This window comes from Calyptranema fuscum S582 (genome assembly GCF_055793305.1).
Genome location: NZ_JBSLYH010000002.1, coordinates 119,754 through 134,943, shown reverse-complemented (window position 1 = coordinate 134,943; position 15,190 = coordinate 119,754). Strand labels below are relative to the sequence as shown.

Sequence of the window (15,190 nt, the reverse complement as noted above, 5' to 3'; positions counted from 1 at the left end):
GACCTATGTCTTCTTTTCCTGCCATCTTCGTGTCCCACGGTTCTCCCGATTTACCGTTGACCCCCAGCCCTGTTCTCGATTTTATTAAGGGATTGGGGACAACGTTAGGGAAACCTGAAGCAATTCTGGTTGTTTCTGCGCATTGGTTAACCCACCGCCCAACCCTCAGCACGGCTGTCGAAGCAAAAACCATTCACGACTTTTGGGGCTTTTCACCCGCCGTTTATCAGTTGAACTATCCGGCACCGGGTGCGCCCGAGTTAGCCAAAACAGTAGCTGAACTCTTGACCCGTTCGGGGTTTGACGCTGACATTCATCCGGATCGAGGCTTAGATCATGGTGCCTGGGAACCGTTGCTGATGATGTATCCCGATGCCGATATTCCAGTCACGCAATTGTCGCTTCAACCCCACCTCAGTACTGCCCACCATCTGCAATTAGGACGCGCGATCGCCCCGTTGCGAGATGAAGGTGTGCTGATCTTGGGTAGTGGGGGTGCCACGCATAATCTCAGAGCCTTTGGCGGATATGATCTGGATTCACCACCCCCTGATTGGGTCAAGCAGTTTGATGATTGGTTAACAGATGCGATCGCCAGCCACAACATTGACGCCTTGCTAAACTATCGCCAGCAAGCGCCTTACGCCAGTCAAAATCATCCGAGCGAAGAACATTTGCTACCGTTATTTGTGGCATTGGGTGCAGGTGGCGAACCATTGACCGGACAACAGCTCCACTCCAGCTTTACCTACGGCATTCTCAGCATGGCATCCTATGCCTTTGGTGGTTGATAGCGGGCTAAGGTATGCCATTGAGAACTGTTATCGATAGCAATGGCATGGTGAATCAGGACGAGGTGCCAGGGTGGAATCCCTCCTTAGGATTGTGGATTAAATAAGATCGAATATTGAATCGTTTGGAGGGGCGAACGGCCGTTCGCCCGTACAACAAATCATCGGACAAGTGTTCTGTAAAGGCGCACAGCGGTGCGCCCTTACCCAAGAATTGCGGGTTATTAAATCCATGATCCTTAGGATCGGTGATGGGTTGAAAAGTGCTGCTTTTCAACCCATCATGAATTTTCGGGATTCGTTAACCATTCGGTTTGTTCATCTACAGCGGTGATCGATCTCAGCATCAGGAAGGTTCGAATTAAAGCAAAAATTGGCTCATCGGTCAGGGGAGGTTGAAAAGCCAGCAAAGACTGTTGCACATTTTCCGTTACTTCTAAACAATGGTCTGCCGTGAAATGAAAGTCTTCTAAAGAATATCCCCACGAAAGAATCTTGCAGGTTACTTCAGCAACGATGATGTCTCTGGCTTGAATTTCGGGTGCTAAAACATCTGGATGGCGAAACAACCACAAGGTCGATTTTGGGCAGCTATGCACCAGGCGAGCTACCGCTACGGCTAATACTTCTTTAATGTGATTGGGGTTGGGTATGAACGTCAGCAGATCTTTGAGCATCTGCACTGTTTGAGGGTTTTTGTGCTTGAGCAAACTGATGGCGATCGCGATCGATCGCTCTTTTTCATTAATAGACATCATGGTAATTAACGGCATAATGTAGGCTCACACGACATCGAAGAAAAAATGGGGTCTACCTATCTGAAACTGAGAATCTGAAATCAAGAAAAATCTACGGGTGATTTATAAATGGGCGCAGTAGGCTTTATTCGTTCCACTTCAGCAAAGAACGAATTTGCTGGACTAACTTCACCGGCTCAAAGGGCTTCAAGATTACTCCAGCCAGTGAAAATCTAGCCAACCGATGCTGAAACGCGTCTTGCGACACCGACGTAAATAGGATCACCGGAATCAGTTGGGTTGCAGGATTGGCGTGCAGATACTCTAAAACCGTAATTCCCCCTAGCCCAGGCATAATGACGTCCAATAAAACCACATCGGGTTGTGTTTGTTGGGCAATCATTAATCCTTCGTGTCCCGATGCTGCCAGCCAAATGTCCCAATCCGTCAATGCTTCCAGTACAGCTTGTGTGGTAAATCGAATGTTTGGGTCATCATCAATGACCAAGATTTTATGCATGATTTAATTCAGGCTTTAACCCTGAGGCGTTTTAATGAGTTCAATAGCCCGACTATAAAAAAAGAATATGAATAATTTATGAATTCATAGATAACTCCAAAAACAAAAAAAAGATTTTTTGTCGCATAGGTAGCGCCTACGCAACAAAAAATCATGACGCGAACACCACTGCAAAGTTATTTGTAGCGGTGCTCACTTGGGTTAAATATGGGGTATGGGGGGCAGATTCATCCGTCTATGCAGCGACGCCCGTTGCTTAGGATCACAAATTAATTAAAACCTGGACGTTTATTTTTGGAAGCGCGGCTCTGCCGCACTCTCTCAAAAAAGTCATGCAAGTTATTTTTGTCAGGATACTTAAACGTCATCCCAATTCAATAGAGAACGCATCTGCTTGACTAAATCAGGGGCTTTAAAAGGCTTGGTAATGATTCCCCGTGCAGGCAGTGCAGCCAGACGCTGTTGCTCAAACCCTTGGGCTTTAGCCGTTAGCAAAATGACAGGAATCGTTTGCGTTTCTGGGTTGGCTTGCAATTGCTGAAACGTCATTACCCCATCCATTTCAGGCATCATCACATCCAGCAAAATTACATCCGGTTGTTCTGCCTCAGCGATCGCCAACCCTTCTTCACCGGATGCTGCCATCAACACCTGCCATTTTGCGATCGCCGTCAGAGCAATTTGGATAATCTGGCGAATACCCATTTCATCATCAATGATCAGAACACGTTTTGACATACTACTTCCTGTTACAGCGCATTTTGTCTTTATAGCAATCGAATGGTGGCAGTGGTATTCATGTAATGATTTTTTGTGGCGCGGGCGACGTCCGCGCCACAAAAAATCATTACTTTTTCAAGGGGGATGGGGGCGAAGTCCCCAGCCAGGGATGCTACCCCGGCACCCGGCAATTTATGCCTGCAATTGTATGGTCGGGATGGTGAAATAAAAGGTGCTGCCCCGACCCAAAATACTTTCGACCCAAATTTTTCCTCCATGCTGTTCTACAATACTTCGACAGATTGCCAGCCCCAGACCCGTGCCACCTTTTTGCCGTGAATCAGAAGCATCAACCTGGTGAAACCGCTCAAAAATACTCTCTAGCTTCGCCACCGGAATCCCGCGTCCTGTGTCTTGCACGGCAAATAAGAGACAGGCTTGATCGTCGCCTGTGTGGGGGTTCTGCTGGCATTGCTCGACCGAGAGCTGCACAACCGAGGGGTTGGGCGAAAATTTAATGGCGTTGCTGAGTAAATTGATCAGGATTTGCAGCAGGCGATCGCCATCCACCTGTGCTTGACACTGACAAAACTTGGCTTTTAACAAAACCCCGGCTTGATTTGCCATTTCTTGCATTTGGGCAACGGCTGTAGTGACCAATTCATCAATATTATGGAGATGCTTTTCTAAACAGACCTTGCCCGATTCCAACCGTTCTAAATCCAAAATGTCATTGACTAAACGCACCAGGCGATCGGTTCCTTCGGTGGCAATCTGAATTGTGGCTTCACCCTCTTTGGATAATGGATCAATGATTTTATCGTTGAGCAAACTGAGGGCAGCCTGCATCGAGGTTAAAGGCGTGCGCAACTCATGGCTGACCATCGAGATAAATTCGGCTTTCATCCGCTCGATTCTAAAACGTTCTGTAATATCTTCACCAATGCCAATCGTGCCAATGGCGTTGCCTGAAATATCTTGCAACACCGTATTGCTCCAGTCAATCATCCGCTCTTCGCCCGTGCGGGTCACAATCGGGTTTTGATGATGTGAATGCCGGTTAGCGTCTAAAATTTCTTGAAACACGGTCTGGGTCGCAGACTTTTGACTGGAGCTAAGAAAATGGTCAAACCAGTATTTCCCTAACACCTCGTCTCTCTCATAGCCCGTCAGGCTCAAGAAAAACGGATTGACGTATTCTACATTGCCCTCCAGATCTAACCCCACCACAATCAATTGCACATTGTCGAGCAGCGATCGCCAGCGGCGTTCGGCTTCTCGCAACACAGCTTCTGTTTGTTGCCGCTCATGCAGCTCGATTTGAAGCTGGCTATAGAGTTCAGATTGTTGAATGGCGATCGACAACTGACTGGCAACCTGCTGTAATAACTCTACTTCCCAGGCTTGCCAGTGACGCCCATTCGAATTTTGATAAATCGCAAGCAGACCCCATAACCTATCTCCAAAGAAAATGGGAGCAATCACGTAGGCTTTAGCTTGAAACTGTTCGAGTAAATCAATATGGCAGGCTTGTAACCCGGCTGTATAAATATCGCTAACGACAAGCGTTTCATGATGTTGAAACCGACCGCCTTGAGTGTCCTGGAGATAGGTATCTTCCCAAACGTTGGGCACATCTGAGCCGACGAGTTTGACCCAACCCTTAGCCACTGACTCGGCAATAAAATCTCCTGCCCAGTTGGCATGAAAGCGATAAATCGCCGACCGATCGACCTCCAGGAGGTGTCGAGCTTCCGTCACTGCCGAATTGAGGATGATGCTCAGATCTAACGACTGCCGAATTGTCTGGGTCATCATCCAGAGTAATTGCTTTTGTCGGGTCTGCTGTTGCAAAACTGTTTCGGCATACTTGCGATCGCTAATATCTTGATGAACAGCCACCAACACATCACCATACTCCGGATGCAGAAAAACAGAACAGGTTGCACTACACCAAAACGGCGTGCCATCTTTTTTAACATTGTGTACTTCATAAGATGCTTCGCTGTTCTGCAACACTGCCGATCGAATGGACTGATTCACATCTTCAGCTGTTACCGACTCGCTGGCATAATTCAAAATTGCCACATGCTGATCCTTGAGTTCACCCGACTGATAGCCAAACATCTGCTCAAATTTGGGATTCACGTACACAATCGTGGCATCATCGGCTTTTACCAGACAGACGCCCTCTGCCATATTACGCGTGATCACAGCTTGAAGCTCTAGCATTTGTTCTGCTTGTTTTAAGCGGGTCAAATCGCGAAGACTGACAATCACGCCTAAAATTGCTCCATCGACGTTGCGATATGGAGTATAGGTCACACTCAAAAACTGGGGAATTAAATTGGGGTAATCAAACCACTTCTCATATTGAACCGTTTCGCCTGCCAAGCATCGGTTTAAGCGAGGCTGAATGAAGTTGTCAAATAATTCTTCCCCTAAAATATTTCTGACTGAATTGCCTGTCACCTCTTCCCTTAACCTGTTGCACCAGGATAAATAGCCTTGATTTACAACCTGGTAAATATAGTTGTGGTTGACTAAGGCGATACCATCTGTCGTATTGGCAATAATGCGTTCATATTGCTGAAGAATAGTCTCTGCCTGTTTGCGATCGGTGATGTCAAATAACGTAGAGCGACTCATGACAAACTGTCCTGCTTCATCTCTAAGGGCGGTCGCATTTAAACTGACCCATCGCGTGGAGCCGTCTTTAGCAACCATCTGAAACTCTATGTCATTGACCCAACCCTGTTGTAGAAATTGAGGAAAGGTCTCGGCAAATACCTGACGACTGGCAGGAGTGATTAAATCTGTAAATTTCTTCTGATAGAGAACTTCATCACGTCGATAGCCCAGCCAATTTAGCTCTGTATCATTAATCCGAATCACAGTGCCTTCTGCATCGAGGGAGTGATATCCACAGGGCGCATGATTATATAAATCTTCGACCTCACGCGCATATTGCTGAAGCGCTAAGTCTGCTTGTTTGTGTTCTGTAATATCGTTGTTGATTTCTAAAATCTTAAGCGGATTGCCTGACTCATCCCGTTGCAGCACCCAACGGCTGGAGACGATAATCGAGCGCTGGTCTCGTCGTCGATGTTTGAGTTCTCCTTCCCAATATCCCTGCTCTAACAGCGTGGCTTCAATCTCTGCCAGGGGTTGAGGAAATTGAGTGTTCAATAAGCTGTGGGTTTGCTTGCCTAAGACTTCAGCTTGGCTCCATCCATAGGTCAACTCGGCTCCCTGGTTCCAGAAAGTAATGAGCGAGTTTAAGTCTCGCGTCATGATGGTGTCATGGGCAAGGTCAAGCAGCTGGGCTTGCTCTTCCAGGAGGTTTTGAGTCTGCTGCTGATCTTTATAAGCAGCCAACAGCCGCTGACTTAAGGAGGTCAGTTCTGTGGTGCGGTCTGCCACTCGTTGCTCTAATTCCGCATTCAATTCGTGTAAGGCAATCTCTGCGTGCTTTTGCTGGGTAATATCGATGGTAATGCCGACCATGCGGATCGGGCGTTCTGCCTGATCTCGTAAGACTTGCCCAATGCCTGCAAACCATCGGATCTCGCCCCCTTGAATGACGCGAAACTCAGCTCTTAACTCAACATTGGCATCTTCGAGGGCTTGCATCGTCGTCTGGCTGACCCGTTCTCGATCATCCGGGTGAAGACAATGCATCCAATTTTCATAGGTGGCTTCAATACTCGGATCCAGGCGATAAAGCCGATAGTACTCTGGCGACCAGGTGAGTGTATTCGTCACCAGATCCCAATCCCAGACCCCAGAGTTGCTGGCAATTTGAGCCAGTCGCAGCCGCGCTTCGCTTTGCCGTAACTCCTCTTCAGCCTGGTTTCGCTGGGTTACATCGACTGTAAAAATAATAATGCCGCCGATGTCATGGGTAGCCGTATACCAGGGGCGAATTTCCCACGATATCCACTGCCGCTTGCCGTCTGCGCGCACAAATAAATCGTCGTCACATTGCTCAACTGCCCCAGCCAAACAGCGTTGATGAATCTGTCGCCATCGGTCTGGAATTTCAGGAAAAATGTCGTAGTGCGATCGCTGAATCAATGATTCAACCGACTCCAGGCAATACTCATCGACCCATCGCTGGCTTGCCATCACATAGCGCATGTCTCGATCGAACATGGCGATGCCAGCCGGGGCATATTGCACAAATAACCGCAGTAGAGATTCTCTTTCTTGCAAAACAGCTTCAGCTTTTTGACGGTCTGCCAGATCTGCCTGCATCTGTTCGATCAAACTGGCTTGTTGCAGTGCCACACTCACCTGAGCGGTAATTTGTTGCAGCAGGTTAATTTCTGACTCTTGCCACGGGCGAGCCGCCACACAGTGATGCGCCGCCAGTAAGCCCCACAATTGCTCATCTTTAAGGATTGGCACAACCAGATTGGCTCTGACGTGGAATTGCTCTAAAAACTCAACATGACAGGGGTTAATGTCAGCCGTGTAGATATCTGCTTTCGCGGTCACTAAACCATGTTGAAACGGTTCAACGTAGGTGCTGCCAATACAGGGGTCATAGATGTTCAAGGGTAAGATGGTAAGTGCTTCATCCCCAACCGATTCAACCGTGACGCTGCCTACCCAGTCCTGGTTAAACTGAAAGATAATCACCCGATCGACCTGAAGGAATTGCCGCACTTCATCGACAGCGGTTTGTAAAATCTCTTGCAAATCCAGCGATCGCCGAATTCGCAAGGTCATCTGTGCCAAAATCTGCTGTTGTTGTTGTTGCTGCATCAGTTGTTGCTGAAGCCGAAACTGTTCGATCGCGTAGGCAACTGTTTTAGGCAAACTGTCAGCGGTCAGCGTCCCTTTGACCAGATAATCTTGGGCACCTGCTTTCATCGACTGGGTGGCGATCGCCTCATTCCCCTGTCCTGTCAGCATTAAGATCGGAACGGCTGATTTTCCAATCTGCTGAATTAGCAATTCCAGGAAAGCCAGCCCATCTATATCGGGCAGAGAATAATCCAACAAAATTACATCGGGCAGCGATCGCTGGCAGAGGTCTAAGGCGATCGTGGCTGCATCGGCTTCTAGAATGGTGTAGGCGTGATGAGGATCTCGCTGCAAATAGCGACGATAGGTCGCCCGGTCTTCAGGAGAGTCGTCAATCAGCAAAACGGTGTACGGGTGTTCAGAAATCATCGCTCGTCTCTTTCTGAGAGAATCGTTGTCTGCCTAGCTGATGTGCGGTTAGGCAACAGTCTCACATATTTAAAACCTTAACGCCTTGAGGGTTCCCGGCGAGTTTTTATACAAATCAAGAGTTCCCCTGTCACCTCAGATTTGACCAGACCCTCATCAGCCCCAACCCTAAACCCGACTACGTGTATACCGTAGCCGTAGAAAAAGGTATATGGCGCTGTGCGGGTTGATTCAATACGGTGTTGTTACGGTATTGTGGAGCACGGAGTGCCCCACAATACCATTTCTGTACGTAACGAACTTGCACACTGCTATATAACCAGACATAAATTTGCCTGCGAAACCGAAGGTTTCGCAGGCAAATTTATATTAAGGAATGGGAATTAAATAACTCCGATGATTTGTTGTACGGGCGAACGGCCGTTCGCCCCTCCAAACGATTCAATATTTGATCTTATTTAATCCATGATCCTAAGCTTGAGGGCGTTGTCATCATTCACGACGTAGAAGACGTTGCTGATTTTTTGGCTAAATTTAAGCATGAATCAGCGGTCTCACACTTACAATCCAAAACAATGGAAAGAGCATCTCTCATTTTGGTCTTTCACTGCGATCGCCCCTCCGCCACACCAAGACCTCCGAGGTTTTTAAAACCTCCGAGGTCTGAAACCCCTCCGATCGCCCTTTGCTGACCCAGACGCGATCGCATTATTGGACTGAAAGGCGATTGCGAATTCATAAACAATTGAAACCTGATTCACCTTCAAGCTTGCGGTCAAAGGTCACGGTTTCACTACAACCTACTTGATGGGCGATCGCCCCAATCAGATAGTCAGAGAAATCAGCTCGACCTTCTTTGGTCTGTTGTAAGGCTTGATAAGCGACTGAACGATTTTCAAACTCAAACGTTGCTGTTTGAAGCATTGCTTCTAATGCACTAAGAACTTCGGTTCTACTATATTTATAGGGAGACCCTCTGAGCACCCAAACTATTTCGCACAAGACAATATTAGAAATAAAAATTTGCTCTCCGCTTTGAATTATCTGAGTTGATTGTTGCCATTGAGCTTCGTCGTCTTTCGTAAGGTAGCGAACAATCACATTGGTATCTACCCCAATCACTGAGATGCTCCCTGTTGAATAGCTGATTCCATCTCTTCTAATGTGGCAGCAACTCTACCAGGACGACACAATAGCCCTGATAGGGTTTCAACTGGAGTATGCAGGGGAATAATTTTGACCTGCCCTGTGCTATCAATAACAAAGTCAACCTTACTGCCAGTTGCCAATTTTAAATAGTCTCGAATTTCTTTCGGGATTGTTACTTGTCCTTCATTTGAGAGGATTGCACTAGCCATTTTTTGTGTTCCTCACCTGTCTTTTTATCTTTTTGATTTCATTGTAAGCGATCGCTCCTACTTCATAGGCAAGACCTCCGAGGTTTCTAAAAACCTCGGAGGTCTGCTCAGTATTGCTAACGCTGCTTCCGCGTTGTGCCCTTGAAAAGTGCTGTCAAGACTACTGCGGGGGCTGATTGTTAGTCGCATCAGGCGCAGGAGTAGCCGCTGGTTGCTGAGAATCTTGCGTCTGAGGAGCCGGATTAGCGTTGGAGTTTGTCTCCGGTATTGTCACCTCAGGGGGTTGAACCTCAGGAATTTGAATATTGACGTTGGGTGGCTGCACACTGGGGGGTTGCACATTGATGTCGGGCGGTTGCACACTGGGGGGTTGCACATTAATATCGGGTTGTAGTACCGGAGTCTCGGTTTCACTACGCTGAGAAATAAAGAAGAAAGCAGCAACCAGACCCGCAACGGCGGCTAAGAAGACTACCATCAACAACGCACTGGTTGTTGTGGATGTATTGCGGGCGATTTCTCGGTCACGTTCGAGCTGACGTTGAACTTCAAGTTCAGAAACTTCACGATCACGATAATTTTGCATGGGTTTATCTCCGAAATCCAACAGCTAATAATTGACTTGATAACGCTGCACCCTGATTTGAATTAGAGTGCTTGAAACACGTTTCTCTAAATAAAAGATCGAGAAGTGTTGAGATGCCGTCCTGGTAATCTGGTGACATTGAAGTTGGATGACAATCAACGCCGTAACTTTAGAAAAAAGTTGATGGTATAGAAGTAATCGATTGAATTTAATCAATGCAGATTCGCGTTCTGACATCCCTAAACTAACCCGCTGGCTCGTCGAAGCTACTCTGCCGCAGGAAGGGCTTTAATCTCAATCTAAAGAATAGTTTTGGGATTGCGTTTCTCTATCCCCATATCAGAGTCGGGATCAGGAAAAACTTAAAACTTTTATAATCCTTTCGCCCCAATTCCTAATCTCTGAACTTGCTTAAGTATGTCATTCTGGATCTTACGCAAAATTTCAGGAGCGATCGCCAAAGGCAGGAGAGGTAATGGAAAATAAATTAATGCTCATGATCCCTGGTCCCACCCCCATCCCTGAGCAAGTCTTGCTTGCGATGGCAAAACACCCCATGGGGCACCGCAGTGGTGAATTTAGCAAAATCATGGCGGACGTGACCGATGGACTCAAGTGGGTTCACCAGACTAAAAACGATATTTTGATTTTGGCTGCCAGTGGAACGGGTGCTATGGAAGCCGGAATTATCAACTTTCTAAGCCCAGGCGATCGCGTCCTGGTCGGAAATAACGGTAAGTTTGGCGATCGCTGGGCAAAAGTGGCTACCACCTATGGCTTAAACGTGCAGCAAGTCACCGCCGAATGGGGCAAAGCCCTTGATCCCGAAGAGTTCCGCAGCATCCTGGATGCAGACACCAACAAAGAGATCAAAGCCGTCGTCATCACCCACAGCGAAACCTCAACGGGTGTGATGAATGATTTGGAAACGATCAACCGCTATGTCAAAGCGCATGGTGCCCTGATCATCGTCGATGCTGTCACCAGCCTGGGTGCCGCCAATGTGCCTGTGGATGAGTGGGGGTTGGATGTGGTGGCATCGGGGTCGCAGAAGGGATACATGATCCCACCCGGTTTAGCCTTTGTTTCGGTCAGTGAAAAAGCCTGGGACGCTTATAAAACAGCAAAACTTCCCCGCTTTTACCTCGATTTGGGTAAATATCGCAAAGATGCGGCGAAAAACACAACGCCATTCACCCCGCCGATCAACCTCTTTTTTGCCCTACAAGCTGCCTTGCGGATGATGCAGGCAGAAGGGCTGGAAAACATTTTTGCCCGTCATCAGCGCCACATGAACGCTACCCGTGCTGCCATGAAAGCGATGGGGATGCCCCTGTTTTCGCCGGATCATGCCGCTAGCCCTGCCATTACCGCTGTTGCCCCAATCGGCGTAGATTCCGAGGAGGTACGGTCGATTATGAAGAAGCAATTTGACATTGCTCTGGCGGGCGGTCAAGATCACCTGAAAGGACAGATCTTCCGGATCGGGCATTTGGGCTTTGTCTGCGATCGCGATATCCTCAGTGCGATCGCAGCACTAGAGGCAGCGTTCCAGCAATTAGGCTACGATAGCGTTACTCCCGGTGCCGGGATCACCGCAGCCGCTCAGATTCTTGCTGGATAACCAACCTCAATGCGCGACTTTTTTAAGTACACCTTTGCCAGTTTCCTTGGAATAGTACTCTTTTGCACCGTTAGCTTTGGCGGACTGATTTTATTGATCATTACGCTGGCTAATGCTTCTAAGGAAACGGAACCACGGGTGGAGAATAAATCAATTTTGACGTTTGATTTATCGGTTGATATTACCGATTCTCCACCCTCGGTCGCGCCCGGAGATGTGATTGGCGATGCCATTTCGGGCAACGATGCCGGACAGCCCATCACCCTCCGCTATATTGTCAGTGCCATTGAAGCGGCGGCTGAAGACGATCGCATTGTGGGGTTATATCTCTATGGCAGTGTCAACCCCAGTAGTGCCAGCGGGTTCGCCGCCCTTTCTGAAATTCATCAAGCCTTAGAAACGTTCCGTGAGTCAGGCAAGCCCATTTTTGCTTACGCATTGGGGATTTCAGAGCAAGATTACTATCTCACGTCGGTCGCCAATACAGTAGTTCTCAACCCCACGGGATTGGTCGAACTCAACGGCTATCGATCGGAAAGCATCTTTTTTGCCGGTGCCTTAGAAAAGTATGGGGTGGGGATACAAGCGATCCGCGTGGGGCGCTATAAGTCTGCGATTGAGCCGTTTACCCGCACTGACCGCAGCCCCGAAGAAGAAGCCCAAACCCAAAAGCTGCTGGCAGATTTGTGGAATGATTTCTTGACCACCACCTCTGAAAATCGGGACTTGACGCCGCAAAAGCTTCAGGCGATCGCCGATACCCAGGGGTTGTTGTTACCCGATGAAGCCAAAGCGGCAGGGTTGATTGATAAAGTTGCCTATTTTGATGAAATTTTGCCAGAGTTGCAAAATCTCACCGATCAAAAGCAAGACGAACAATCGTTTCGGCAAATTAGCCTGCCCGTTTATGCCGATGTGGTTGCCGAGAATCAGGCGAATTTGGGTCAGAAAAACCGGATTGCGCTGGTCTATGCCGAAGGTGAAATTGTCAGCGGTGAAGGCGATAGCGGGCAGGTCGGTGGCGATCGCTTTGCCGATTTACTGCGAGACCTGCGGTTTGATGAAAACGTTAAAGCCGTCGTAATTCGGGTCAACAGTCCGGGAGGGAGTGCTACGGCGTCTGACCGGATTGCTCGAGAAGTGCTACTTACCAGCCAAGAAAAGCCCGTAATCGTGTCGATGGGCAGCTATGCTGCATCCGGTGGGTATGAAATTTCGACCCATGCAGATACGATTTTTGCCCTGCCTACGACCATTACCGGATCGATTGGGGTGTTTGGTTTATTGCCCAATGTCCAGAAAATTGCCAATGATAATGGCATTACCTGGGATGTGGTCAAAACTGGACAGCTTGCCGATGCCAACACCATCACTCGCCCTAAAACACCTCAGGAACTGGCGATTGTGCAACGGGTAGTCGATCGCATTTATGACCAATTTATTACCAATGTATCTGAGTCGCGATCGCTCTCTAAAGAACGAGTGAATGAAATTGCTCAGGGGCGCGTTTGGTCGGGTGTCGAAGCTCAAAAACTAGGATTGGTAGATGAGCTGGGTGGGTTAGACGATGCCATTCAAGCAGCTGCCGAGCAAGCCAAATTGGGGGATGATTGGCAGCTAGATGAATATCCTGAAAGCCGTAGCTTAGAAGAGCAAGTGCTAGAAAACCTATTTAGCAGTCAGGCTAGTTACAGCATGTCTCCCCGCGATCCGGTGACGATAGAATTACAACGATTGCGCGACGATCTAACCGTTCTCAAATCCCTAAATGATCCGCTAGGCATCTATACTCGGCTTCCTTTCAATCCTCGGATTGACTAAGGCACCCCCCCATGAATCAAGACTCGACTCTGCCCAAAACCGGATCGTCTCAAACGGTCGGTTCCCTGGTTCAAGCCTGTTTGCAAGAGCTTTACGATCGCTATCATCCGATTCAAACTGGAAAAGTTGCCAGCTACATTCCAGAGTTAGCCAATATGGATCCCAACTTGTTGGGGATCTGTATTGTGACGGTAGATGGACAGGTGTATGAAGTGGGTGATTTTGAGCAATTATTTACCATCCAATCTATTTCTAAAGTATTTGTCCAGGGTTTAGCTCTGGAAGATCACGGACGAGAAGCATTCCTCAAACGGGTTGGGGTAGAACCCACAGGCGATGCTTTTAATTCCATTGTTTTAGATGAGCATTCCAAACGTCCCTATAACCCGATGGTCAATGCCGGAGCGATCGCCACGACCAGCTTGATCAAAGGCAACGGTCCCACCGACCGATTGAAACGATTGCTGGCAATGTTTCAAGGTTACATTGGGCACGATATTTTTATCGACATGCCAACGTTTCTATCCGAACGCACGACCGGCGATCGCAATCGGGCAATGGCATACTTGATGCGTCATTTCGGCATGATTCAAGGCGAAGTTGAAGAAGCATTAGATCTCTACTTCCAGCAATGCTCCATCATGGTCAACTGTCGCGATCTGGCAATCATGGCAGCTACCCTGGCAAATTTGGGCATCAATCCGATCACTGGCGAACGAGCCGTGCAAGCCTGTTATGTGCGCGATATGCTTAGCGTCATGTATACCTGCGGAATGTACAATTTCGCAGGCGAATGGACCTATCGGGTAGGTTTACCCGCCAAAAGTGGCGTCTGTGGTGGCATTATCGCCGTTGTGCCCGACCAAATTGGCATTGCTGTATTTTCACCCCCATTAGATGAACGAGGTAATAGCGTTCGCGGTGTCAGAGTCTGCGAAGATCTTTCTCAAACCTTTGGCTTGCATCTGTTTGATGCTTCTAGAGGATGCCGCAATTTTCTCACACAAGTCTCTGGCACTGGCAACAACCTTAACCTAGATTTTACCAAAGGTGAGATAGGGAAATGATAGGCTGCATTCACGCAGAATGTACGATTCCCCAATGGCAACACCGTAATGAGTGAATTAGTTGTAGTAGGTTTTGACGACAAATTTCAAGCTGAACATGCTCTGTTAGAACTGTTGAAGCTAGAGCAACAGCATCTACTGATGTTGAATGATGCTGTTGTCGTCATCAAAAATAGTGAAGGTAATATTAGAGTAAAGGCTTACCACGACTTAACCGAACCTGTTCCTGAATTAGGGAATGAACTATGGGGCGGAATTATTAGTGCAGTGGTGTTTCATCGCCAATTAGAAATTGACCAGGGAATCTTCGATCCTCACTTCTTAACCGATGTTGAAGCATCACTTCAACCCAACTCTTCAGCGTTGTTTGTTTTGGTGCGATCGCCTGAAGTAGAAGCCTTATTAGCAACCCTCTCAAACATTGGTGGAGACGTGTTGCGTACATCTCTTTCGGATGAAGCACAACTCCGACGAGGAAACATGGCAACCGAAGGGCTGGTGAGGCCAGGGGTGGAACCCCTGGCTGGGGGCGCAGCCCCCACCCCCTCACTGTCCTAACCATCTACTCAATTGCTATACCTAACAATTCGTTTACAGCGCTTCGCGCTTGAATATGTTTAGATTTTTTGTTGTGTGCCGCGCAGAGCGCGGCACACAACAAGAAATCTGTGGCTTAATCAATTGAAAATGGCTGTACGTATCAGATCACAGTCGTCTATTAAGGCTAAATGCAAATCGACGATGTTAACACTCCTGATATAGCAACCATCGAGACGGTTAAATCA

Annotated in this window: 12 protein-coding genes; 5 read left to right on the top strand and 7 right to left on the bottom strand. The window is 47.9% G+C overall.

The window, feature by feature from the left end:
- The first annotated feature begins 5 nt into the window (after positions 1–5).
- On the top strand, positions 6–791 hold the full coding sequence (locus ACR6Z4_RS02060; protein WP_479715546.1) for a DODA-type extradiol aromatic ring-opening family dioxygenase: 786 nt from the start codon (positions 6–8) through the stop codon (positions 789–791).
- 281 nt (positions 792–1,072) lie between these two features.
- On the opposite strand, the gene ACR6Z4_RS02055 is transcribed toward ACR6Z4_RS02060, so the two are convergent.
- The 7 genes from ACR6Z4_RS02055 to ACR6Z4_RS02025 form a co-directional block, all read right to left on the bottom strand.
- On the bottom strand, positions 1,073–1,549 hold the full coding sequence (locus ACR6Z4_RS02055; RefSeq protein ID WP_479715545.1) for a hypothetical protein: 477 nt from the start codon (positions 1,547–1,549) through the stop codon (positions 1,073–1,075).
- 124 nt (positions 1,550–1,673) lie between these two features.
- The gene (locus tag ACR6Z4_RS02050) at positions 1,674–2,048 is read right to left on the bottom strand and encodes a response regulator (protein ID WP_479715544.1); all 375 of its coding nucleotides are present in this window, start codon (positions 2,046–2,048) and stop codon (positions 1,674–1,676) included.
- A 357-nt stretch (positions 2,049–2,405) separates the two neighbouring features.
- Positions 2,406–2,786, bottom strand: coding sequence for a response regulator (locus ACR6Z4_RS02045; protein ID WP_479715543.1), 381 nt, complete (start codon positions 2,784–2,786; stop codon positions 2,406–2,408).
- A gap of 174 nt (positions 2,787–2,960) precedes the next feature.
- Positions 2,961–7,949 (bottom strand): PAS domain S-box protein, encoded by a 4,989-nt coding sequence (locus ACR6Z4_RS02040; RefSeq protein WP_479715542.1) that lies wholly within the window; start codon positions 7,947–7,949, stop codon positions 2,961–2,963.
- Between the two features lie 735 nt (positions 7,950–8,684).
- Complete coding sequence (locus ACR6Z4_RS02035; protein WP_479715541.1) at positions 8,685–9,071, bottom strand: PIN domain-containing protein; 387 nt, start codon at positions 9,069–9,071, stop codon at positions 8,685–8,687.
- Complete coding sequence (locus tag ACR6Z4_RS02030; RefSeq protein WP_479715540.1) at positions 9,068–9,307, bottom strand: AbrB/MazE/SpoVT family DNA-binding domain-containing protein; 240 nt, start codon at positions 9,305–9,307, stop codon at positions 9,068–9,070. Before ACR6Z4_RS02030 ends, ACR6Z4_RS02035 begins: the two co-directional genes overlap by 4 nt.
- 160 nt (positions 9,308–9,467) lie before the next feature.
- Positions 9,468–9,893 carry a hypothetical protein gene (locus ACR6Z4_RS02025; RefSeq protein ID WP_479715539.1) on the bottom strand — a complete coding sequence of 142 codons (426 nt, stop codon included), beginning with the start codon at positions 9,891–9,893 and terminating at the stop codon, positions 9,468–9,470.
- Positions 9,894–10,368: 475 nt separating this feature from the next.
- Here ACR6Z4_RS02025 and ACR6Z4_RS02020 point away from each other — a divergent pair, with 475 nt between their 5' ends.
- From ACR6Z4_RS02020 to ACR6Z4_RS02005, 4 genes are read left to right on the top strand one after another with little or no spacing between them, the layout of a single operon-like run.
- The gene (locus ACR6Z4_RS02020; RefSeq protein ID WP_479715538.1) at positions 10,369–11,517 is read left to right on the top strand and encodes a pyridoxal-phosphate-dependent aminotransferase family protein; all 1,149 of its coding nucleotides are present in this window, start codon (positions 10,369–10,371) and stop codon (positions 11,515–11,517) included.
- Positions 11,518–11,526: 9 nt separating this feature from the next.
- Positions 11,527–13,338 carry a signal peptide peptidase SppA gene (gene sppA / locus ACR6Z4_RS02015; RefSeq protein ID WP_479715537.1) on the top strand — a complete coding sequence of 604 codons (1,812 nt, stop codon included), beginning with the start codon at positions 11,527–11,529 and terminating at the stop codon, positions 13,336–13,338.
- An 11-nt stretch (positions 13,339–13,349) separates the two neighbouring features.
- On the top strand, positions 13,350–14,405 hold the full coding sequence (gene glsA, locus ACR6Z4_RS02010) for a glutaminase A (protein ID WP_479715536.1): 1,056 nt from the start codon (positions 13,350–13,352) through the stop codon (positions 14,403–14,405).
- Positions 14,406–14,453: 48 nt separating this feature from the next.
- The gene (locus ACR6Z4_RS02005) at positions 14,454–14,963 is read left to right on the top strand and encodes a DUF1269 domain-containing protein (protein ID WP_479715535.1); all 510 of its coding nucleotides are present in this window, start codon (positions 14,454–14,456) and stop codon (positions 14,961–14,963) included.
- Positions 14,964–15,190: the final 227 nt, after the last annotated feature.

Excerpts from the sequence above, each read along its gene's own strand:
- ACR6Z4_RS02020 (WP_479715538.1), top strand. The coding sequence starts at position 10,369 with ATGGAAAATAAATTAATGCTCATGATCCCTGGTCCCACCCCCATCCCT.
- glsA (WP_479715536.1), top strand. The coding sequence starts at position 13,350 with ATGAATCAAGACTCGACTCTGCCCAAAACCGGATCGTCTCAAACGGTC.
- ACR6Z4_RS02030 (WP_479715540.1), bottom strand. The coding sequence starts at position 9,307 with ATGGCTAGTGCAATCCTCTCAAATGAAGGACAAGTAACAATCCCGAAA.
- sppA (WP_479715537.1), top strand. The coding sequence starts at position 11,527 with ATGCGCGACTTTTTTAAGTACACCTTTGCCAGTTTCCTTGGAATAGTA.
- ACR6Z4_RS02040 (WP_479715542.1), bottom strand. The coding sequence starts at position 7,949 with ATGATTTCTGAACACCCGTACACCGTTTTGCTGATTGACGACTCTCCT.
- ACR6Z4_RS02005 (WP_479715535.1), top strand. The coding sequence starts at position 14,454 with ATGAGTGAATTAGTTGTAGTAGGTTTTGACGACAAATTTCAAGCTGAA.
- ACR6Z4_RS02025 (WP_479715539.1), bottom strand. The coding sequence starts at position 9,893 with ATGCAAAATTATCGTGATCGTGAAGTTTCTGAACTTGAAGTTCAACGT.
- ACR6Z4_RS02050 (WP_479715544.1), bottom strand. The coding sequence starts at position 2,048 with ATGCATAAAATCTTGGTCATTGATGATGACCCAAACATTCGATTTACC.
- ACR6Z4_RS02060 (WP_479715546.1), top strand. The coding sequence starts at position 6 with ATGTCTTCTTTTCCTGCCATCTTCGTGTCCCACGGTTCTCCCGATTTA.
- ACR6Z4_RS02045 (WP_479715543.1), bottom strand. The coding sequence starts at position 2,786 with ATGTCAAAACGTGTTCTGATCATTGATGATGAAATGGGTATTCGCCAG.
- ACR6Z4_RS02055 (WP_479715545.1), bottom strand. The coding sequence starts at position 1,549 with ATGATGTCTATTAATGAAAAAGAGCGATCGATCGCGATCGCCATCAGT.